At 69.3% G+C, this 20,608-nt stretch carries 21 protein-coding genes; 12 read left to right on the forward strand and 9 right to left on the reverse strand.

What is annotated here, in order from left to right:
- The first annotated feature begins 30 nt into the window (after positions 1-30).
- From VNF92_08255 to VNF92_08265, 3 genes are all read left to right on the forward strand, one after another.
- Positions 31-2,007 carry a serine/threonine-protein kinase gene (locus VNF92_08255; protein ID HVA57868.1) on the forward strand — a complete coding sequence of 659 codons (1,977 nt, stop codon included), beginning with the start codon at positions 31-33 and terminating at the stop codon, positions 2,005-2,007.
- Entirely contained in the window at positions 2,004-3,989 is a 1,986-nt protein-coding gene (locus tag VNF92_08260; protein ID HVA57869.1) for a protein kinase, read from the forward strand. The genes VNF92_08255 and VNF92_08260 overlap by 4 nt, the downstream gene beginning before the upstream one ends.
- A 251-nt stretch (positions 3,990-4,240) precedes the next feature.
- Positions 4,241-5,257, forward strand: a complete 1,017-nt coding sequence (locus tag VNF92_08265; protein HVA57870.1) for a putative glycoside hydrolase — start codon at positions 4,241-4,243, stop codon at positions 5,255-5,257.
- Here the strand turns inward: VNF92_08265 and VNF92_08270 are convergent.
- Together VNF92_08270 and VNF92_08275 are read right to left on the reverse strand one after the other, a co-directional pair.
- On the reverse strand, positions 5,254-6,078 hold the full coding sequence (locus tag VNF92_08270; GenBank protein HVA57871.1) for an alpha/beta hydrolase: 825 nt from the start codon (positions 6,076-6,078) through the stop codon (positions 5,254-5,256). The genes VNF92_08265 and VNF92_08270 overlap by 4 nt on opposite strands.
- A 146-nt stretch (positions 6,079-6,224) precedes the next feature.
- Complete coding sequence (locus VNF92_08275) at positions 6,225-6,620, reverse strand: hypothetical protein (GenBank protein HVA57872.1); 396 nt, start codon at positions 6,618-6,620, stop codon at positions 6,225-6,227.
- 255 nt (positions 6,621-6,875) lie between these two features.
- Here VNF92_08275 and VNF92_08280 point away from each other — a divergent pair, with 255 nt between their 5' ends.
- The 3 genes from VNF92_08280 to VNF92_08290 are packed head-to-tail and all read left to right on the forward strand — an operon-like array spanning position 6,876 to position 10,009.
- A complete protein-coding gene (locus tag VNF92_08280; GenBank protein ID HVA57873.1) occupies positions 6,876-7,949 on the forward strand; it encodes a hypothetical protein in 1,074 nt (357 codons plus the stop codon).
- A 44-nt stretch (positions 7,950-7,993) separates the two neighbouring features.
- Entirely contained in the window at positions 7,994-8,803 is an 810-nt protein-coding gene (locus VNF92_08285) for an alpha/beta hydrolase (protein HVA57874.1), read from the forward strand.
- Between the two features lie 36 nt (positions 8,804-8,839).
- The gene (locus VNF92_08290) at positions 8,840-10,009 is read left to right on the forward strand and encodes a DEAD/DEAH box helicase (protein HVA57875.1); all 1,170 of its coding nucleotides are present in this window, start codon (positions 8,840-8,842) and stop codon (positions 10,007-10,009) included.
- A 126-nt stretch (positions 10,010-10,135) separates the two neighbouring features.
- Here VNF92_08290 and VNF92_08295 read toward each other — a convergent pair whose 3' ends face one another.
- The 5 genes from VNF92_08295 to VNF92_08315 all read right to left on the reverse strand — a co-directional run bounded on the left by VNF92_08295 (position 10,136) and on the right by VNF92_08315 (position 13,731).
- The gene (locus VNF92_08295; GenBank protein ID HVA57876.1) at positions 10,136-11,341 is read right to left on the reverse strand and encodes a glycogen-binding domain-containing protein; all 1,206 of its coding nucleotides are present in this window, start codon (positions 11,339-11,341) and stop codon (positions 10,136-10,138) included.
- 37 nt (positions 11,342-11,378) lie between these two features.
- Positions 11,379-12,002 (reverse strand): hypothetical protein, encoded by a 624-nt coding sequence (locus tag VNF92_08300; protein ID HVA57877.1) that lies wholly within the window; start codon positions 12,000-12,002, stop codon positions 11,379-11,381.
- Positions 11,999-12,610: an isoamylase early set domain-containing protein gene (locus tag VNF92_08305; GenBank protein HVA57878.1), complete on the reverse strand. Its 612-nt coding sequence runs from the start codon at positions 12,608-12,610 to the stop codon at positions 11,999-12,001. The genes VNF92_08300 and VNF92_08305 overlap by 4 nt, the downstream gene beginning before the upstream one ends.
- Positions 12,603-13,145 carry an RNA polymerase sigma factor gene (locus tag VNF92_08310; GenBank protein ID HVA57879.1) on the reverse strand — a complete coding sequence of 181 codons (543 nt, stop codon included), beginning with the start codon at positions 13,143-13,145 and terminating at the stop codon, positions 12,603-12,605. The genes VNF92_08305 and VNF92_08310 overlap by 8 nt, the downstream gene beginning before the upstream one ends.
- 163 nt (positions 13,146-13,308) lie before the next feature.
- A complete protein-coding gene (locus VNF92_08315) occupies positions 13,309-13,731 on the reverse strand; it encodes a GspH/FimT family pseudopilin (protein ID HVA57880.1) in 423 nt (140 codons plus the stop codon).
- Between the two features lie 140 nt (positions 13,732-13,871).
- Between VNF92_08315 and VNF92_08320 the strand changes: the two genes are divergently transcribed.
- From VNF92_08320 to VNF92_08340, 5 genes are all read left to right on the forward strand, one after another.
- Positions 13,872-14,123, forward strand: coding sequence for a hypothetical protein (locus VNF92_08320; GenBank protein HVA57881.1), 252 nt, complete (start codon positions 13,872-13,874; stop codon positions 14,121-14,123).
- A gap of 36 nt (positions 14,124-14,159) precedes the next feature.
- Positions 14,160-14,384, forward strand: a complete 225-nt coding sequence (locus VNF92_08325; protein ID HVA57882.1) for a SelT/SelW/SelH family (seleno)protein — start codon at positions 14,160-14,162, stop codon at positions 14,382-14,384.
- A 37-nt stretch (positions 14,385-14,421) separates the two neighbouring features.
- A complete protein-coding gene (locus tag VNF92_08330) occupies positions 14,422-15,501 on the forward strand; it encodes an ATP-dependent 6-phosphofructokinase (protein HVA57883.1) in 1,080 nt (359 codons plus the stop codon).
- 153 nt (positions 15,502-15,654) lie between these two features.
- A complete protein-coding gene (locus VNF92_08335) occupies positions 15,655-16,140 on the forward strand; it encodes a hypothetical protein (GenBank protein HVA57884.1) in 486 nt (161 codons plus the stop codon).
- 49 nt (positions 16,141-16,189) lie between these two features.
- The gene (locus tag VNF92_08340; protein ID HVA57885.1) at positions 16,190-18,871 is read left to right on the forward strand and encodes a DEAD/DEAH box helicase; all 2,682 of its coding nucleotides are present in this window, start codon (positions 16,190-16,192) and stop codon (positions 18,869-18,871) included.
- Here VNF92_08340 and VNF92_08345 read toward each other — a convergent pair.
- A complete protein-coding gene (locus VNF92_08345; protein HVA57886.1) occupies positions 18,868-19,512 on the reverse strand; it encodes an ABATE domain-containing protein in 645 nt (214 codons plus the stop codon). The genes VNF92_08340 and VNF92_08345 overlap by 4 nt on opposite strands.
- A 101-nt stretch (positions 19,513-19,613) precedes the next feature.
- Entirely contained in the window at positions 19,614-19,829 is a 216-nt protein-coding gene (locus VNF92_08350) for a hypothetical protein (GenBank protein HVA57887.1), read from the reverse strand.
- Positions 19,830-19,984: 155 nt separating this feature from the next.
- Here VNF92_08350 and yjjX point away from each other — a divergent pair, with 155 nt between their 5' ends.
- Positions 19,985-20,554, forward strand: coding sequence for an inosine/xanthosine triphosphatase (yjjX, locus tag VNF92_08355; protein ID HVA57888.1), 570 nt, complete (start codon positions 19,985-19,987; stop codon positions 20,552-20,554).
- The last annotated feature ends 54 nt before the right edge of the window (positions 20,555-20,608 follow it).

A 20,608-nucleotide genomic window follows, 5' to 3' on the forward strand; every position in this document is an offset into this window, starting at 1 on the left:
CCGTATTCCGCCCTAAAACGAGCTCGCCGAGTGTCTGACCCCGTCCTCCCGTCTGGGGACTCCGAGATGCGTGCGCTCGTGGAGCGCGCCCTGAGCGCCCACTACGAGCTCGATGCCGAAATCGGGCGCGGGGGGATGGGCATCGTGTATCGGGCGCGCGATCGCCGGCTCAAGCGTATGGTTGCGATCAAGGTGCTCCCGCCAGAGCTCGCCTTTCGCAGCGACATCAAGACGCGGTTTCTGCGCGAGGCCGAGACCGCCGCCCAACTCAACCATCCGAACATCGTTCCCATCTACACGGTGGACGAGGTGCATGGGCTGGTCTTCTTCGAGATGGCGTATGTGAGTGGCGACAATCTGGCCAAGCGCCTGCACGACCGCGGCGTGCTGCCGGTGGACGAGGTGCGCCACATTCTCCGCGACGTGGCCGACGCACTTGCCTACGCCCACGAACGCGGGGTGGTGCACCGCGACATCAAACCCGACAACATCCTGCTCGATGCGGAGACTGGCCGTCCCATGGTCACCGACTTCGGCATCGCGCGTGCCGTGAGCGACGGAGACTCGCGACTCACCGCGACGGGCATGGCCATCGGCACGCCGGCGTACATGTCACCGGAGCAGGCGGCGGGCGAGCGCGTGATCGACGGGCGCAGCGACATCTACGCGCTCGGCATCGTGGCCTACCAGATGCTGGCCGGTGAGCCGCCGTTCTCGGCGGGCAGCACGCCCGCCATGCTGGTCAAGCATATCTCGGAAATTCCGGTCCCCGTGGAGCAGCGGCGGGCCGACGTGCCGCCCGACCTGGCGCGCGCCGTGTCGCTCATGCTCCAGAAGGATCCAGCCAATCGCTTTCCATCGGCGGGCGACCTGGTGAAGGCGCTCGACGGCGGCGTGATGCCGCTCCCGCCGTCGAACATCGTGCCGGGGGTCGTAGGGTTACCATCGGCCGCGGCCAGCGCCGCGATTGCGACAGCCATCGGTGGTGTGCCGTCGCATCAGGGCGCTGGCTTCGACCCCGGCCTGTACGTGCCCACCGCCGATGAACTGCGCCGCTGGGACGCGCCGCAGGTGCAGGCATTCCGTCGGCGGGTGTGGCCGTATCTGTACGTGAACGGCGTCATCGTGCTGATGTCGATTCTGTTCCGCTCGAACTTCACATTCTTCACGGTTATCTGGAGCATCTGGCTGGCGTTCAAGTACGCCAAGTTGTGGAGCGACGGCTACGATTGGCGCGACGTGTTCCAGCAGCCGCGCGATCGCACGCTCATGGAAGTATTCGACGATTTCATGGAGCACGTTCGGGCGCTGTCGAGTTCTCAGAAGCGGCGCGCGCTGCTGGACGCGCGCCGCCAGCGCCGGGTGGCTCGGCGCGCGGGCGGTGTGCCGGCCGCGGGCGCCTTTCCCGGCCCGCGGCTGGACGATGGCACGCTGGCGCAATCCGCCGGCCCGTACGCCAATACCGTTCGCCAGGCGATCGGCGACCGTGACGAGATCGTGCGCCTCATCGAGTCCCTGCCACCCGCCGATCGGTCTCGCGTGCCCGACGTGGTGCGCTCCGCGGTCGCCCTCCATGAAAAGGTGCAGGGGCTTGCGATCGGGCTCGCCGACCTCGACAGGCAGACACCTCCCGGGGGGCTCACCGCTTACGAGGCCGAGATTGCGCGATTGGAGAACGAGGCCAACCCACTGGATCACCGCGGGAGCGAGGAGCGAGTGCACCGGCTGGCATACCTCAAGCGCCAGCGCCGCGCGATCATGGACGGCGAGTCCAAGCGCGCCGCCACCGCCGCCCGCCTCGAGACCTGCGCTCTGGCGTTGCGCAACATGAAACTCGACGTGCTGCGCCTGCGAGCCGGCATGCAGACGCACCAGCACATCACCACGCTTGCCATGAACGCGCTCAACCTGGCCGACAGTGTGGACAGCGCGGTATATGTAGCCGACGTGCTCGGGCGGGGCGCCCCCTCTTCCGCAGAGGCCCGCCCGGCGGCTGAGAAGAGGTGAGCGACTACCTCCAGGATCGGCTCGTCGCGGCGGTGGGCGACCATTACTTGATCGAAGCGGAAATCGGACGCGGCGGCATGGCGGCCGTCTACCGGGCGCTCGATCTCCGGCTCAATCGCCACGTCGCGATCAAACTGCTGCCGCCCGACCTCGCGTTCAACGCCGACGTCAAGACACGCTTCCTGCGCGAGGCACAGATGGCGGCGCAGCTCAACCACCCCAACATCGTGCCGATCTACTCGGTGGACGAGCGCGACGGCGTGGTGTACTTCGTGATGGCCCTCGTTGAGGGCACGACGCTCGCCCTGCACCTCCACGAATCACCGCGGTCGAGCTTCGACGAGGTGCGCCGCGTGATCGGCGATGTGGCCGACGCCCTCGACTACGCCCACCACAAGGGCGTCGTGCACCGCGACATCAAGCCCGACAACATCATGCTCGACCGGGGCAGTGGCCGCACGATGGTGACCGATTTCGGCATCGCGCGCGCCGCCGCTGGCGACTCCCGCCTCACCGTCACCGGGGTTGCCGTGGGCACGCCGGCGTACATGTCACCTGAGCAGGCATTGGGTGAACGTGATGTGGACGGGCGCAGCGACATCTATTCCCTCGGGGTCGTCGCCTACCAGATGCTCACCGGCGAGCAGCCGTTCAAGGCAGCCAACACCCCGGCCATGCTCGTCAAGCACGTGTCGGAAGTGCCGCGCCCGGTTCACGAGAAGCGTCCGGACGTACCAGCACCCATCGCCCGCGCCGTCGAGATCGCGCTCGCCAAGGACCCGGCGGCACGTTGGCCCACCGGCGCCGCCTTCCGCGACGCCATCCGAGCCGCCGCCGTGGCCGACGCGCCCGCGCCGCCGCCGCGCCTCGAGCAACTGTCGTCCACCGGTTACGTGAACTCCCCAGTCAGCGGTGGGCGACCGGGCACTCCGGGCGCCTCGGCTCCGCCACCGGTGGGAATACCCGGCTTCATCCTGCCGGCTCCCCCCATCAGCTACGACCGTGACGAGTGGCGCGATTGGCGCGATGAGCTGAAGGGGCGTGCCGTCGACTTTCGTGAGCAGCGCGCGGCGTGGCGCGACCAACGGCGCGCATATCGGCACGGGAGCATCGCCGAGTTCCGCGACGATCCGACGCGCTCGCTCGACGAACGCGTTGCCGGGTTCCGCCGCCGCCTCGTGGGAAACCTCACCACACTGTTGATGCTGTTCGGCATCAACATGCTCACCAGTCCCGAATTCTGGTGGTGGCTCTTTCCGGCGCTCGGCATCGGCATCGGCCTCGTGCGGCGCTGGGGCACTCTCTGGGCGGACGGGGCCACCCTCAAGCAACTGTTCCGACGCGGCCAGCCGGGTCAGCCGCCGGCGGCACGGGGTGCCGTGGGGGACCGAGGGTCCGATTCGGCACCGGCCGCGCCGGGACGTTCGCTCCCCGCTCGTGCCGAGCCCGCCATGGCCAGCGACGTCGTCCTTGCCGGCCCACATGGGGCAGCCGTGCGCCGCGCCGCCGGCGACCGCATCGTCATCCGCGAAGTCCTCGCCGCGCTTACCCCCACCGAGCGCCAGATGCTGCCCGACATCGAGCCCACGGTGAACGCGCTCGGCGAACGCATCGGCACGCTCGCGAGCACATTGCAGAGCCTCGACGCCGATGCCTCGGGCGCCAACCTCGGCGCGCTCGACCAGCGCATTGCCGACCTCAAGCGGGAACCAGAGACCGCGGAGCGCAACCGCCGCTTGAGTCTGCTCGAACGGCAGCGCACCACGGTGCACGATCTGCTCGAACGGCGGCGGGCGCTCCTTCCCAGGCTGGAGAGCGCCTGCATGGCCCTGCAGAATCTCAAGCTCGATCTCCTCAAGCTTCGCTCGGCGGGCCTCGACTCCGCGCTCGGTGACGTCACCAGCGCCACCCAGGAAGCGCGCACGCTGTCGCGCGACATCGGCCACGTGCTCGAGGCGGCGGAAGAAGTGCGGCGCCTCTGAGCGGTTTAGCTTACAGGATGATCGTGAACCGCCTTGCCCCGATCCTGCTCGCGGCACTCGTCTGCGGGTGTTCCGCGGATCGGTCCGCCGCGTCCGCCAAGGCGACGCCGGCATCCCGCCATGCCGCCGCCGTAGAGCACCGGCCGCCCGTTTCCGAGCGCAGGCTCGATTCCACGGCCGCGTCCGCCGGCGCATCCGAGGCGGACGATGCCGATCAGACTGAATCGGCTCCGTCACCGCGGCCACCGCGCATGCACCCGCTTGCGGTTCCCAACCCCGTCCGCGGTCTGTATGCGAATCGCGCCGCGGTCGAAGGGCGGGATATCTGGCAGCTCGTCGACCTCGCGCGGCACTCCGAGGTCAACGCCCTCGTCATCGACATCAAGGACGACCGGGGCCTGCTGCTCTACCCGTCGACCGTGGGGCTCGTGCATGCGATTGGCGCCGACACTGCGCATCCCATGGCGGTGGCGCGGGTTCATGCGCTTCTGGATTCCCTGCGCGCCCACCGGATCTTTCCCATTGCGCGCATCGTCGTCGCCCGCGATCCGCTGCTCGCCGCGCGGCGGCCGGAGTGGGCGCTGCCCCGCGACTCGGGTGGGGGGTCCTGGGTGAACCCCGCGCGCCCCGAAGTCTGGGCCTACGCCGCCGATCTCGCGTCGGAGGCGGCGGCGCGCGGGTTCAGCGAGGTCCTGTTTGACGATCTGGAATACCCGGGCGCCACCGCCGCACCGCCGATGGACCATTCGCCGGGCGGGGCGCGGGCCCGCGCCCGGGTCCTCCGCAACGCGCTGAACTTCCTCCGTTCGCGGCTCGACATTCCGATCGCCGTCGGGATCGCCGGCGCCGCAGCCGGCGACACTACCGACCCGCAGTGGGAGACGATCGCCGAGCGTGCCGACGTCATCATGCCGGTCACGTTTCCCTCGGCGTTCGTGGACGGCTATGATGGCGTCGCCGATCCCGCCGCACATCCATACGAGATAGCAAATCGCGTTCTCATGGCGGCGCGCCGGCGCAATGCGTCCATCCGCGGCGCTGCCGACATCGTCCCGTGGTATCAGGGGTTCACGCGCGGCGCGCCAACGTACGATTCCGCCGAGGTGCGGGCGCAGATCCAGGCGGGGTACGACAACGGCATTCACAGTTGGATGCTCTGGAATCCGGCCAGCACGTATCCCGCCGCCGCGCTGCATGAGCCCGTACGCCGCGATACGGCGAAGGCGAAGAAACCCCGGCCGGCCCGCCCGGCGCACCGCCGGCACTAGTGGCGCGCCAACAACTGCGCGATCACCGCGCTCAATGCGGCCGGCGTGTCCTCGGGCAGGTAATGGCGCGCGCTCGGTACCACGTCCAGTGTCGCGCCTGGAATCGCATCCCGCAGGCGCTCGCCCACCGAGACCGAGAAGAACGGGTCGCCCCGGCCCCAGACCACGGCCGTCGGGCAGGCGATCCGCCCGAGTTGCGGGACCAGCGCCTCGGTTTCGGCGTTGTCCATCGCGCGCAGGTGGCGCATCAGCGCGTCCCGCCCATCGGTGCCGGCGAACGCGCGCGCGTACAACTCGAGGGAGTGCGCTCCCCGTGAGCTATTAGCATATCCAGATTGCAGCGCAGTGCGCAGGATGGATTGCAGCCATGCCGGGGGCACGAGGCGCCCCAAAGGAGCCAGACGCCGCCAGAACCGCCCGCGGTGCGTGGGCCAGGCGTCGAACGCTGCGGCGCTCACCAGGCACAATCGCGACACCCGCGCCGGGAATCGCACGGCGATCGACTGCGCGACGGCACCCCCCAGGCCATGCCCCACCAGCGCCGCTTCGCGCATGCCCAGCGCGTCCATCAACGCCAGCACGCGATCGGCATGGGCGGACACGCCGAGGGCCGAAGGGCCCGGCCGGTCGCTGCGCCCATAGCCGAGCAAATCGAGCACGACCACGCGATGGCCCGGCGGCAGGAGCGGCACCACTTCACTCCACATGTGCCCCGAGGTGGGGAAGCCGTGCACGAGGACCACCGGCGCACCGGCGCCACGCGTTCCGGCCGCGTAGTAGTACAGGCGAACACCGCCGACGTCGACGAATTCACCGCGCATGGCGGCCTGCGCTCAGGAACGGGCGGCGGGTGGGAAGCGGCATCGCGGCTCAAGATCGCCGCTCGCGCTCCGATCGGCCAGCATCAACGCATACGGGCCGCCCCCGAAGGAGCGGCCCGCTGCGTCATGCGTGTTGCCCGGCGATGTTACACACCACCACCACGACGACCGCGCATCGGCATGGCCGCGACGTTCGCGTCGAACACCTTCTGCTGATCCGGCGTCAGAACCGCACGCACGGCATCCTGATACTTCTTGTTCATCGTCTGCATCTTGCCCATTACCTCGCTCCGATCACCACCGTTCTGCATTTCCTCGCGCAGGCCCTGCATGTCGGTGGTCATCGCGGTCTTGAGACTGTCGACCGTCTTCTGCTGATCGGCCGTGAGTGTGATGGCCGTGGGCTGGGTCAACACGCGATCGATCATCGAGCCGCGGCCGCCCCTGCCACCCATGCCGCCACCACCGCCCTGAGCGGCGGCCAGCGAGGCCGTGCCGCCCAGACACATCACTGCCAGTGTCACCATCGCCAACTTACGCATGAAACGCTCCTATAAAGAATGGGATTCCAACACTCAAGTGACTGCCAGAAAATCACTTAGTACGTGCCCTCTAGCGCATCACCCGAAAAACGCTATGCTTACGCGCCCGAAGTCTTGGGCGGTACGACATCGCCTTCCCACACTGTCTCCCGCGACGCCGTGACCCTGCCATCTACTACGCATCTTGAACCCGACGCTGGCCCAGACGTTCCGGCGCAGCCTCCTGCTCCACTGCCGCCACCCCCGCCGCAGCCCGTGCGCTTTCCGCTGGGCTGGCTGCTGGAACACGCTGCGCCGGCCATCCAGTACCGCTCCGTCACCGATGTGGCGCGCCTGGAGCCGGCTGAGGGGCCAGGTCCCACGATACTCCCCTATACGTATCGACCCGCCGTGCTGTTGGCGCTGTCCCAAGCCGGGGATGGCACCTGGTCCCATATGATGCTCACCCTCCCGTCAGCACGCGCGTCCGGGTTCGAAGGCGTGGGCACGATCAATGCGGTCCAGCGTCTGCTCGAGTACGGCTGGGACAAGGAGTCGCCGCCGCTCATGCAGGCGCGCCGAGTACTCTTCCGACTGCTCGCGGAGGATGACGACCCAGAATTTCTATACGAATTCGGCGGCAGGGCCGCGCCCGACGAGGACACGGTCCACCGCGGCCGCACGATCCTGCGCGAGGCGGCGGCCGCCGCCCTGGCTCAGGCCGGCTATCAGGGCGACCCCCGCCTGCGCGGGGCCGCCCGGCGGATTCTCGACCGCATCAATGACTTCCTGCGGTCGCCGCTTGCCGAGAAGCCGTGGATCCGCGTGGGCAATCAGCACCTCCTCGCTCCCGAGGCGGCCCCGCCCTCGATCTATGCGCTCACCATGCTCGCCTACATGCCGCTCTTCTGCACCGAGCATGCCGAGGTGATGGATCGCATCTACTCGTGGCTCTCCCAGTCGCTGCCGCGCCAGGACGTGAAGCAGCTTCTCGGCCGCCGCGTCGCGGCCCAGCCCCACCTCGTCATGGGCGACCAACTGCCGCACCGCAACGCCGCCGACGCCGACGTGGTGAGTGCGCTCGCTTGGCTGGAATTGATGGCGCGGCTCGGCTTCCTCAAGGTCAATGACAACTGGTCCAGACTCTTCGATCGTTTTCTCGACGATCGCGATGCCGACGCCGTGTGGCATCCGCACAAGGGACTGCACGCCGTGAAGACCCCCAACCCCTTCGTCTGGGCCAGGTATCCGCTCGAGGACGAATTGGTCGACGACGCCCGATGGACCGACGTGACCTTCCGTCTGGGGCTCATTGCGCGATTGGCCGGGCGGCCGATCGAATTCGTCTGATCGCCGCTGCTGAGATCTACCCCGCACGCGAGCCCGGCATCGCCGTGCGCTTCGTCCCGGTGCACGACGGCGTGCGTTTGCGGGTGCTTGAAGCGGGGCTGCGCGAGGGCCGGCCGATCGTGCTGCTCCACGGCTGGGGGGCGTCGGTATATTCGTACCGCGCCGCTATTCCGCCGCTCGCGGCGGCGGGCTTCCGCGTGATCGCTGCGGACCTGCCGGGGCATGGGCTGAGCGACAAGCCACCCGAACTGGAGCAGTACACGCGCGAGGCGATGATCGCCGCGGCGAACGCGCTTCTCGACGCGCTCGACGTGCGCGACGCCGTGGTGGTGGGGGTGAGCATGGGCGGCGCCATCGCCGCCGGGCTCGCCATCGAGCACCACCCGCGGGTGGGACGCGTGGCCCTCATCGATCCCGTAGGATTCGCCCCCGTGCGATTCGTGTCCGTGGCCCAGATGGTCGCGCCGCTCGCGCTGCGCGACTACGCGTCGTTCATCGTCGCCAAGCCGCTCGTGGGCTGGTTTGTCCATCTCGCCTACTGGGACCAGTCGCGCGTCACCGACGACGATGTGGAGCAGTACTGGGCCACCGCTGCGCAGCCCGGCTTCGGCGCGGCGGTCGGCGCGTGCCTGCACTGCTTTTCGTGGGAACCGTTCGCCAAGGAGCAGCTCGCCGGCGTGCGGTGCCCCGTGCTCCTCGTGCTCGGCACGCACGATCATCTCATCGTGGGCAGCGAAGCGCGGGCACGCCACATCCCGCACCTCACCGTCGTGTCGATGAACGGTGGGCACGCCGTGAACGAGGAGCGCCCCGAAGAGACGAACGCCGCGCTCCTCGCCTTCGCGCGTGAGTAGCGACCGGCGGTGCCTGACGTTAGGGTTCACCGAACAATGCCACGCAACAAGAAGACGAACGAAGATCCCACCGAACCGTCGGTGACATTCGCGGCGCTGGGGCTTTCCGAGCCCGTGCTGCGCGCCGTGAGCGACGCAGGCTACCGCGAGCCCACGCCCATCCAGGCGCAGGCCATCCCGCTGATCCTGAAAGGGCGCGACATCATCGGTCTCGCGCAGACCGGCACCGGCAAGACAGCCGCGTTCACGCTCCCCGTGGTCGACCGACTCATCGATGGCCCGCGCCGTACCCGCGTCCTCATCCTCACCCCGACGCGCGAACTGTGCGTGCAGGTCGAGGAGAGCGTGCGGAAGTACGCCAAGCACGCCGAACTCGAGGTGGCCCCCGTCTACGGCGGGGTGCCGCTCGACCCGCAGCAGAAGGCGCTGCGGGCCGGCGTCGACGTCGTGGTCGCCACCCCGGGCCGCATGATCGACCATCTCGAGCGCCAGAACGTGGTGTTCGATGATCTCGAAGTGCTCGTGCTCGACGAGGCCGACCGCATGCTCGACATGGGATTCGCGCCCCAGATCAACCGCATCGTGGCTCAGATTCCGCCCTATCGGCAGACGCTGCTGTTCAGCGCCACGATGCCGCCCGAAGTCGAAGCCCTGGCCCGCAAGTATCTGCGCAAGCCCGAAGTGGTGCAGATCGGCCTGCGCTCGTCGGCAGCCAGCACGGTTACCCACGCGGTCTACCCCGTACCCACCGACCGGAAATCGGCCCTCCTCGGCCAACTCCTCCAGGAAGCCGGCATGGATTCGGTGCTCGTGTTCACGCGCACCAAGTACGGCGCCGACCGCGTGGTGCGCCATCTCGAACACGACGGCATCGATGCCACCGCGATGCACGCCGACAAGACGCAGGCGCAGCGCACCAAAGCGCTCGACGACTTCAAGCACGGCAAGATCCGCGTCCTCGTGGCCACCGATATCGCCCAGCGTGGACTAGACATCTCGGGCATCTCGCACGTCATCAATTACGACGTGCCTCAGCATCCCGAAGACTACGTGCACCGCATTGGCCGTACCGGCCGCGCCGAGAGCACTGGCGACGCGTTCACGTTCATGGCCCCCGACGAGATCGCGATGGTGCGCACCATCGAGCGCATGATCGGCGAGCCCATTCCCCGGATCTCCGTACCGGGTTTCGACTTCGGAACCTGAGCAAACGCGGGCTGCGGAGCGCCCCCGGTTGCGCCGAACAGGGGACCGTCGCCTAGACACCTCCCCGGGAAAACACGACGGCTGGCCGCGCGTCGCGCGGCCAGCCGTTTCTCCCGGATTGGGCGGTTACTCGTGGACGACGAGCATCCCCACTTCGCCGTTGAACCCATCGCGCATCGTCGGCGTGCCAGGTGGGGGCAGCCACTTGCCGCCGTCAACACGGACATTGATCTGGTGGACGCCATCGGCGATTGGCAGGAGGGCCTCCCAGAGGTCGCGTCCGCGCTGCACCATCTCCACCGGCTGCCAGTCCGTGAAGTCGCCCATCACCTCCACGCTCTGCACGCCGGCGATGTGCACTTGCACCCGTTCCAGCGAGGGGCCCGCCGCGGCGACCGCGAACTTGCTGATCGCGCTGGCTCGTGCTTCGATGGGCACCGCGCCGGCCGTCATCGCCGGCCAGGCTGCGAACATCATGCCTAGATTGGCGTAGTTGCGGGCCGGCAGTCCGCGTGCCGGGTTGGATGGCTGGCGACCGGCGCCGACCACCATCGCGACGTCACTGGTAAGCCAGACGACGGCATTCGCCGCCGCCCAACGCCGCGAGTCGGGCGTCACGTCGGTGGCGTCGCCGAACCGGTACCCCGATTGCGCGTCCAACTCCACGGGGCCCTTCTCGAAGTGCACCGACCCCTGCACGTCGCTGAAGTGCGACTGCCGCAGGCAGCGACTGTTGTCGGTGGTTGCCACGCACGTCTGGAGCGAACTGGTCGAGTCGCTGGCGCTGGCGATGCGGGTGAACGCGAAGTTGGTATACGTCCCGGTGAGGGTTGCCGGGCCGACCTGCGTCCAGGCGCCGGCTCCCGCCACGTCCACCGCCGAGACCACTGCCACGCGCCAGGGCCGTGCCACGCCGGTCTCCAGCCACATGCCGCCGGCCTGCGAGAACACGAGGTGTACGCGCGCTTCGGCGGCGACCTGCTGGTTCTGGTTGATCCGGTCGTAGTACGCCCGGCTGGCATTGGCCATCAGTTGGGCGCTCAGGTGGTGGCGCACTGGCGTGGTCACCGATCCCGAGAGCCGCGCGTCGGCGAAGTCCCACGAGTTGCCGTCGAGCCAGGCCGAACCACGCGCCGAGAGCTTCACATTCTGCCCCTCGTAGCGCAGGTCGGGGGTGAGGCTGAGCGCGCTGGACGGCACGAAGCCCGGCGTCGAGCTGGTGACGGCCCCGGCTTCCAGCCGTGAGACGACCTGTGCCGAGGCTGCGCCCTGCGGTAGGCACAGGGCGGCGGCGACGGCAATTAGGACGGATGGTCGGTTCAGCGCGAACATCGCGATACGCGCTCGGCGTTCGGGAAACCGCGAGCCGCTATTCGGGGACCTTCGCTGGCGGCAGCCGTATCGGGATCGTTCGGGCACGGTTGACGAGTGCGTCACCCGGTGCGGCTCCCGATACTATGTCTTGTTCGACCGCCTTGGGCAAGCCCAACAGGTCGGCGTCCCCCGCCCCCCCCATCCACAGCTGCAGGATGGTGTGTGATGCCATGTCGCGCGGCACGCCGCGCGTGACGAGATCTGCCAGCACCACGAGCGGCACCGTAATCGACTTCCCGTGACCGCTGGCCCTCAGGTCGGCGAGCGCGGATGCCGGGATTCCCGCCTGCAACGCCGCCGCCGCTGCCGTCAACTCGTCCCGGCTGGCTTTGGGGCCCAGGGTGTTGCGGGCCTGACGCAGCGACAGGAAGACGGTACGCACGGCGCGGGCGATGGCTGGGTTGGGGGCGTGCTTGGCCACCCCCTCCTGCGCCTTGGACAGCACCGGCTCGCTTGGCAGCCCCTCGGCGCGCGCCGAATCGACCAGCGATCGCACCAGTGCCCGGCCGGCGGTGTCGAGCTTGGCCAGCGGGTCAGGGCCCTGTGCGAAGAGCGATGGTGCAGCAGCGGCGAGTGCGATCAACGCGACCAGTCCGCGACGTCCGGCGAGGCGCTTCATGTGGCCGACCCCTGTCCGATCAGCACCACGGAGTTCGCCGTACCGAATCCGTCGTCCGGCGCGCGCAACGCCGCCGGGTCGGGCACCCACTTGCTCCCTTTCGCCCCATCCACCACGAACGCATACACGTGGCGGCCCGCCGGCAGTTTGACCGTCACCGTCCACGCCGTGCCGTCGGCGCTCCGGGTCATCGGTGTGGCGGCCAGGCTCCAGTTGTTGAAGTCCCCCACCAGAGCCACTCGCGACGCGTGTGGGGCCTCGAGTTCGAACCGATGCACCTGCAGCGTATCGTGAACCGGGAGCTGCGCAGTCGCAGCCACAGCGGTGGGCTGTTCGGTCGGCAGGCGACCGTCCCGGTTGGTCACGGCGAGTCCGAGCAGTAGCCCGATCCCGACCAGCCCCGCAGCGAGCAAAGTGCTGCCCAGCGGGGACAGCGCCAACGGCCTGGGGGCCGTGAGCCACCCCATCCCGCGGCGCGGCCGAACCGGTAAGGGCGTCGACCGCACGGCGTCCATCACGCGCGCGCGCACACCGGCCGACGACTCCACCGGCCGCCGCGCTTCACGCGCGATCCATTCGACGTTGGGATCCCTCTCGGACTCAGTCATGCTTGATCAACTCCCATCGCTCGCGCAGGCGATCACATGCGCGCTTGACTCTCATCTTCAACGCGGAAACGCCCACGCCGGTCAGCGCCGCCATCTCCTCGTAGCTCAACTCCTCGATGTACTTCAGCAGGAACGCCTCGCGCAGCAGTGGATCCAACTCGCTCAACACCCGCTGCACGAACTCCTCGTCCTCCCCCGTCCACCCGGCTTCCCGCTCATCCGCCGCATTGAGCAGCGCCGCCTCTTCGCGCACGAACACGCGCTCGTGCTGCGACCGCCGCGCCGCCAGGCTCCTGCACTGATTCACCAGGATGCGATACAGCCACGCGCTGAACTTGTCGCGCTCCTGATATCTGCCCAGCGCCCGATACGCCCGCAAAAACGTCGCCTGCAACGCGTCTTCCGCGTCATCGCGGTTTCCCAGCATCCGAACCGCGTACCGCGCGCATTGATCGTAGTATCGATCAACCAGCGCCGCGTATGCCTCAACGTCACCGCTGAGCACACGTCGGACGTCGGCCGCGTCGTCGGTCATCTCATGAGGAATAACTCACCCCCATCGGTGGACCGTCACATTTCTGCGTGATAGTGATCACGGTTGGCACCAATCCGTGACCTCGCGCGCGAACGGCGGCAATCTAGCGCGGCCCCGGCGTGGGTGTCTCTCCTCCCGCGGGCACGGCGTACCCGCACTACCCCTACCGGCGGACGCGCCCCAGCCGGGACACGACCAGCGTCTCCCGAGCTCGCCCGCGCACCACCACCACCGTGAGGTTCGCCCCACCGTGCCCCAGCCCCCGCCCGTCGTAGCTCATGGAGTCGCGACTGCTGCTGAACGCTACTCCATACAGTGACCCCACCGCCCGGGTCCGGGTTCCCGTGCCGGGTACTCGCAGGCGCACCATGCCGGCTACACTGTCGAACCGGACCCACGCGCCGGCCCCCCGGGCCAGCGCCTCCGCACGCGCCTCGACGAACAGGGCCTCGATGTCCCGCGCCGCCGCGCGCACCGCCGCCCGGTCGGCCGACGCGGCGGCCGGCGGCACAGCGAGCGCCAAGAGCGTGCCGATCATCGCCAGCACGAGCAGGAGTTCGGGGAGGGTCATGGCGGCACGGCGCATGCGGCAACCTGCGTCGTCGACCATGGTTCCTCACCATCATCTGATTGCCACGCGCATCCGTCCCCCACCGGCGTCGGTCGGGGTCGACGCGCGGCGCATGCGGCCCCATCTTCGGCGTACAACCTCAACTCCGACATCCCATGCGCATCGCTCCATTCACCGCGCCCTTCGCCGCCCTGCTCGCCCTGGGGAGCTGCATGAGCCCCCGCGCCCAGACGAACATGGCCCAGACCGTGATGGACATGGGGACCGCCGTGCAGAACATGCAGGGCGATCTGCAGGACGCCATGGCCACGGTCGATTCCCTCAAAGCCGTGGTGGCGTACCAGGACACGCTCATCCAGCGCCTCGCCACACTCACCCACGTGCCCTGGCCCCCACCGCGCAATTAGCTGCCGCGGCCGCCCGGCGCTGGTTACAATTCGACGATGCACATCACGATCGAATACTGCACGGTTTGAAACTACGAGCCGCGCGCCGCCGGTCTGGCGGCCGAAATTCGCACCCGGCACCCGGACGCCGAGATCACCATGGTACCCTCACGTGGCGGCCGTTTCGAAGTGCTGCGCGACGGGCGTCCGTTATTCGAAAAATCTAAGCTCGGCCGCCACGCGCGGCCGGGCGAGGTCCTGGAACTGCTCGACGCCCCCTAGCCGGCCCGCGCCCCCGCGCCATACCGCCCGCTTCCCTATGCGCATCGCCCTGTCCACCGGCGGCGGAGACGCCCCGGGTCTCAATGCCGTCATCCACGCCGCCGTCCTCTCGGCCCTCGACCGCGGGTGGGAGGTGCTGGGCATCAAGCGGGGCTACTTCGGACTGCTCGGAGAGGACGATGTGGTCACCCTGAATGCCGATTCCGTGCGCGGCATCGCGCACCTCGGCGGAACGATCCTGCGCACGACCACTCGCGGCAATCCCTTCTCCTGGCCCATTCCCCAGCCGGACGGCTCGGTGATCGAGGCCGACCGCTCGTCCGAGCTCATCGAGAACGCCCGGCAACTCGGGATAGACGCCATCGTCGCCATCGGCGGCGATGGCTCGCTCCACCTGGCCCACAGGCTGCACGAGAAGGGCCTCCATATCGTGGGCGTCCCCAAGACGATCGACAACGACGTGAGCGGCACGATCAGTACGTTCGGCTTCGACACCGCGGTCACCACGGCCCTCGAAGCGATCGACCGCCTGCACACCACCGCCGAGAGCCACGACCGTGTGATGGTCATGGAGGTGATGGGCCGCCACGCGGGATTCATCGCACTGCACGCCGGCTTCGCCGGAACAGCCGACGTCATCCTCATCCCGGAGATCCCCTACGACATCGAGCGCGTGTGCGAAAAGATCCGCAGCCGCGACCGTGCGGGGCGTCATTTCTCCATCGTCGTGGCCGCGGAGGGCGCGTTCCCGCAGGGCGGCACCCCCTACGTGCGCGAACGCAGCGAATCGGGCGGCGAGGGCCGCTTGGGCGGCATCGGCGAAATCGTCGCCAGCGCCATTGAAGCGCGCACCGGCAAGGAAACGCGTTCGCTGGTGCTCGGCCACCTCCAACGCGGCGGCCAGCCCACCGGCTACGACCGCGTACTCGCCACCCGGTTCGGCGGCGCCGCCGTAGTCGCCGTCGCGAATGGAAAGTGGGGGCACATGGTCGCGCTCCAGTCACCCCATATCGTGACCATTCCCATCGTCGAGGCGCTGGCTCGACCCAAACGCGTGGAACTCGATCACGACGTGGTCCAGACGGCGCGAGCGACTGGGATCAGTTTCGGCGACTGACCCGCCCGTTAACCCGGGTGAGATTGGGTTTAGGAGATCGGCCGCCTGGACCGAACTCCGGTGCGAACCTCGGCCCCCAGTCCGTGTATGACTTGCTGCCCGGACGGTCGTCGTTCTGGTGCCGCAGTATTGAATTCGTCGTCCCCACAGTCCATGAAGTCGCTGATCTCACCCCGCACCATCGCCATTGTCGTCGGCGTACTGATCGCGTCCTCCGCCCAGGCCCAGCGGCCCCGGTCGGACGGCCAGTCAGTGCCCGACAACCTGCGCCCCCCCGCCGGCATGTGCCGCGTGTGGGTGGACGGCGTCCCGCCTGACCGGCAGCCGGCACCCACCGACTGCGCGTCGGCGCTGCGCAATCGACCCTCCAAGGGAAGGGTGCTGTTCGGCGACGACTACGTGCGCACCGACTCCAACCGCCACCGGACCCGCGCCGACGATCCCGCCGCCGACTCGCCGCTCAAGGGCCTGGCACCGCTACCCAAGTCGCTCGAGCCCAAGTCGGCGGACGCCAATTCACCCGGCAAGCGGGCGGCCAATGAAAAGAAGAATCCCGACGCCCACCGGCCGCCGGGCCACAAGCCCGACTCGACGGGCGTGATGCCCCCGAACGCCAGCACTCGCAAATCCACGGTCTGAGCGCCCCCGGGGTTCCGGCGGAGCGCACCTGCGTGCAGCTTCCGCCTCCGTGACACGCCCCGTCCACGATCGCTCGCTCCCGCCCGATCACGACGCCTTCGTCCGCGCCGAGCCGCCCACGGGGCGGGTGATCATAATCGCGCCCACGCGCGCCGCCTGCGAGACGATCGAGATCGCGCTCGGCCTCCATATCCAGACGTTTCTCGAACAACACCACGGCGAGCGCGTGCGCGAACTGGCTCGCGCCCGCCGCGGATTCGGGATCGTCGCGGGCACGGGCACTGGCAAGACCCTTGCCGTGCGGCCGATTGCCGAGGAGCTGCTCGGCACCACGGAACTGCACGTCGGCGTGGTGAACCGAGAGCGCGAAGCGACCCCCGAAACGCCCACCTGGAACGTCGTGATCGTCACGACGGGCATCGCCCGCCGCTGGTTCGAGGCGGGGGACATCCTGGCCGGCGACACACTCGTCGTCGACGAGATCCACCAGACGTCGGCCGAGTTGGAGCTGTGCCTGGCACTCGGAAAACGCACGGGCTGCCGCTTCGTCTGGCTCTCCGCCACTGTCGACCCGTCGTTCTACGCGCACTACCTGGACAGTGCCGACGTGCTCGAGGTGTACGCGTTCGATCCCGACAAGGCGGCCGATGTGCGTGTCGTGAACCGGCGATTGCGCGATTTTCTGGACTTCCGGACGGTGCAGCAGTTCCAGAAGCAGCGGCGCGGCGTCGGTGTATTCGTGCCTACGCGGCGGGGGGTGGAAGAAGCCGCGGCGCGCGTTTCGGAACTCTCGCCGCGCATGAACGTCGCCTTCTACCACGGCGGCGAGCCCATCCGCGTGATTCGACCGTTCCTCGACGGTAGCGAACGCAAGCCGTTCCTGCTCGCGATGACGGCGGCGGGCCAGAGCGCGCTCAACATCCATGGGCTGGACACGGTGATCATCGACGACGTGCGCTTTGCCAACCTGATCGACCGCGGGCGGAACGTGCTCACCCAACGGCATCTGGGAGCCAACGAGATCCTGCAAATGGCGGGGCGCGTGCACGGTCGCGTGGCCGGCGGGCGCGTCTACATCCTGTCCGACCGCGACGTCGATTTCGCCTCGCTGCGCCCCACCGAGCCCGAGTTCCAATTGGCCGGGGACTCGGAACGCGTGGCGATCACCTGCGCGGCACTGGGGGTGCGCGCCGACGAACTCGACCTGCCCGTGCCGCTCGATCGCACCGCCTATCGGGAGGCCGTGGCGCTGCTCGAGCGCCGCGGCGTGGTCGAGCACGGGCGGCTCACGCCGTACGGCCGCGCGGTGGAGGCGATGCCGGTCGAACGGGCGTGGGCCGAACTGATCGTCAATGCGGAGGACGACCTCCTACCGTTCCTCGCCGTGATGAGTTCGGTGGAATCGCTGCACCGCATGACGCGCGAGGAGCGTGATCTGGCGGGCCTGGTGGTGGCCGGCAGCGACCACCTCACGGCATACAACGTGTACGCCGAGGCTTTCGCGCGGGCCGGATACGTGGGCGAGGTCTACGGGCTGCCGCGGCACCGCTTCGACGAGGGGGGATTGGAAGCGTGGGCCGACCGGCGCGGCGTGCTCGTCAAGTCGATCGAGGATGCCGCGCTGGGCATGGCCAGCGTGTATCGGTCGGTGGGCGTGGCCTTACCCGACCGCCTGCCTCGGGCCGGCGATGCCGTGCTCCGTCGGTTCCAGGAACTGCTGGGCCGGTTCATGCCGTTCACCCTCGTGATCGACGAGCGCACCGCGGCTGGCGACGAGGCCCGGGTTTCCAAGACGAGTGTGTGCGGCAGTTGGGGCGCGATCGCCGGGGAGCTGCGGTACTTCGCGGACAAGTTCGGCGTACCGCGCGCCGGCATCGAGGGCACGCAGATCCCCTCCGATCTCATCCGGCAATACGCCACGCGCAGCGAGCCCGAACTGGCGTACGACCCACGTCACCGGCAGGGGACGCTGGTGCTCGTGCGCCGCGTGGACTACTTCGGTTTCGAGTTGGAACGAGACACCGAAGAGGTCGACGAATTTCCGCCCGCCTTGGCGGACCGCGCGCGGACCCTGCTCGCCGACGCGGTGGCGCGCGGCGAATCGCGGCATCCGGCGGCTCGGCGCAATCACGCGGCCATTGAGAGCGTACGCGAGGCGTGGCGCCGTTCGGGCGGCCGCACCCCGCGGCTGGGGCTGGCGGAGCTGACCGCGTTCTACGCCCGGCAGCTGGCCGACGTGCACGCGATGCGGGACTTTCAGCGCGTCCCGCTGCACCTCGACGCTGACGACTTTGTGAGCCCCGACGAGCGCCGGCGGCTGGCGGCGCTGCCGGCGCGCCTCGACTTGCGGGGACAGCCGGTGGAGATCCACTACGACGTGGAGGACGCGCCTGACGGCCCCCTGGGTGTGGCGCGCCTGCGCTTGCCGGAGAAGATGGCGCGCACGCTGGTGGCCGAGGAGCTGCCCATTCTCGACCGGCCACTGCGGTTCGTGGTCACCCGCGGCAAGCGCGGAGCGGTGCGCGCGGCGTCGCTGGACGAGTTGCAGGAACTGCTGGCGCGGCCGTTCAGCCCCGGCGAGGATACATTCGCCCGACCTCGTACACCGGCAGGCGACCACGATATACGCCGTGAAGTGCGGCGCGACGACCGCCGCGATGGCGGGCGCCGCGGGGACGGTGGACGCAAGGGACGCGGGCGCCGCGGCGGCGGCCCGCGCCGGAGTCGCTAGCCCTTGCGGCGGGCCCGGTGGCGCGCTGCCTTGGCCCGATTGCCGCACGTCGCCATGTCACACCACCGGCGGCCGCGGTTCTTAGTGGCATCGTAGAACACGCGGCGGCATTGTGCGCCCGCGCATTGCCTCACGCGCGAGAACTCGGCGTGAATCAGCGAATCGGCGGCCGATTCGACGAGCGGGATCATGAGTCCGGCAAAGGCGTCGCCTCCCGGCACGAATGACCGCGCGAAAGTGCCGTCGCTGCGCATCTCGAGGCGCCGCGTGCCGGCACTTCGCCCCAGCACCCGGTTGATCTCACTCACGGCTTCGGCGCGCTCGCCGGGGACGCGGGCGCCGCCCTCAGCGAGCGTGCGGAGCGCGGCGCGCACGCGGCGGGCGTCGACCAGGGCGGCGGCTGCGCCGGCCGGCTGCTGCTGCGCACGGCGGCGCATTCCCGCCCCGCGGTCGGCGTCGATGACGCCCGCCCGTTCGAGCCAGTGCACCAAGCCTTCGAAGTCCTCGAGCGCGTCGGCATCCGTCGCGGTCGCTTCGGAATTCACGAAGTCGAGCCAGAGCCGCTCGGCCACGAACACGAACGCCTCGCCGCGAGCGGGAGGCGCGTGGGTAACAGGAGCGCGGGCGGACGGAGGGTTCACGGGGGCGGAACGGGCCGAATGACGGGACAAACATGCGGGGGAAGGACCGGACGGGCAAGGAAGCGCGAGGCGACGAGGGACACGGCGATCGACCGCGCGGCCTATCGCGGCGCCGGCCCCTCGGCCACGCGCGTTTCGCGCAGGAAGCGCTCGCGCAACTCCTCTCGGACGGCCAACTCGGGCGGGAGCACCTTGATCGCGACGGGGCGTTCGAGGCGGAGGTCCTGGGCGAGGTACACCGCACCCATGCCGCCCTTGCCCAACTCCCGTTCAATGACGTAGCGGCCGGCGAGGGCGGACTCGAGCAGTTCGCGCATGGGTCGACTGGATGAGGGCGCTCGATGCACGCGTCGGTGTTCGTGTCGGTCGTGACATCCGAGGTGCCGCGTGGGGGGATCGGCGCCACACACGACACGCCGGCGCCGAGGAGGAGAACACTGACGAGATCCGGCCCCAGCGCGCAAGTTTCGGCATGCTGCCACGTGTCACGCCAGCGCCGCTCTCGACGGTCCACCGGGTTGCCGTCGGGTCCACGAACCCGGTGAAGATCAATGCCGTTCGCGCGGTGTTGTCGCGTGCCGGGTGCCAGGCCGCGGTCGACGGGCGCGCGGTGCCGTCGTCGGTGCGCGATCAGCCGGTGGGCGACGACGAGACCATTCGTGGGGCGGTGGCGCGCGCGTGCGCCGCGCTGGCGGCGGCCGACGCCGATCTCGGCGTGGGGATCGAGGGCGGGGTGGTGGAGGAGCCGGGCGGCGCCATGCGGACGTGCGCCTGGGCGGCCGTCGTTTCGCGGGACGGGCGCCGGGGGGTGGGCGGGTCGCTGGCGATGCCGCTGCCGCCGGTGGTGGCCAACGCGGTGCGCGGCGGGCTGGAGTTGGGCCACGCGATGGACCGGCTCACCGGCGAGCACGACACCAAGCGCGGGGCCGGCGCGGTGGGGATCCTGACGGCCGGGTTGGTGGACCGGCAGGCGGCGTACGAGGCGCTCGTGGCCTACGCTCTGGCGCCGTTCCTCACGCCGGAATACTGGGCGGCGGTCTAAACAATTAGGTTTTTGATATGGCGGGGTGGGTGCAGCCCGCCGGACGGCCGTGGC

This window comes from Gemmatimonadaceae bacterium, from assembly GCA_035533015.1.
GTDB lineage: Bacteria > Gemmatimonadota > Gemmatimonadetes > Gemmatimonadales > Gemmatimonadaceae > JAGWRI01.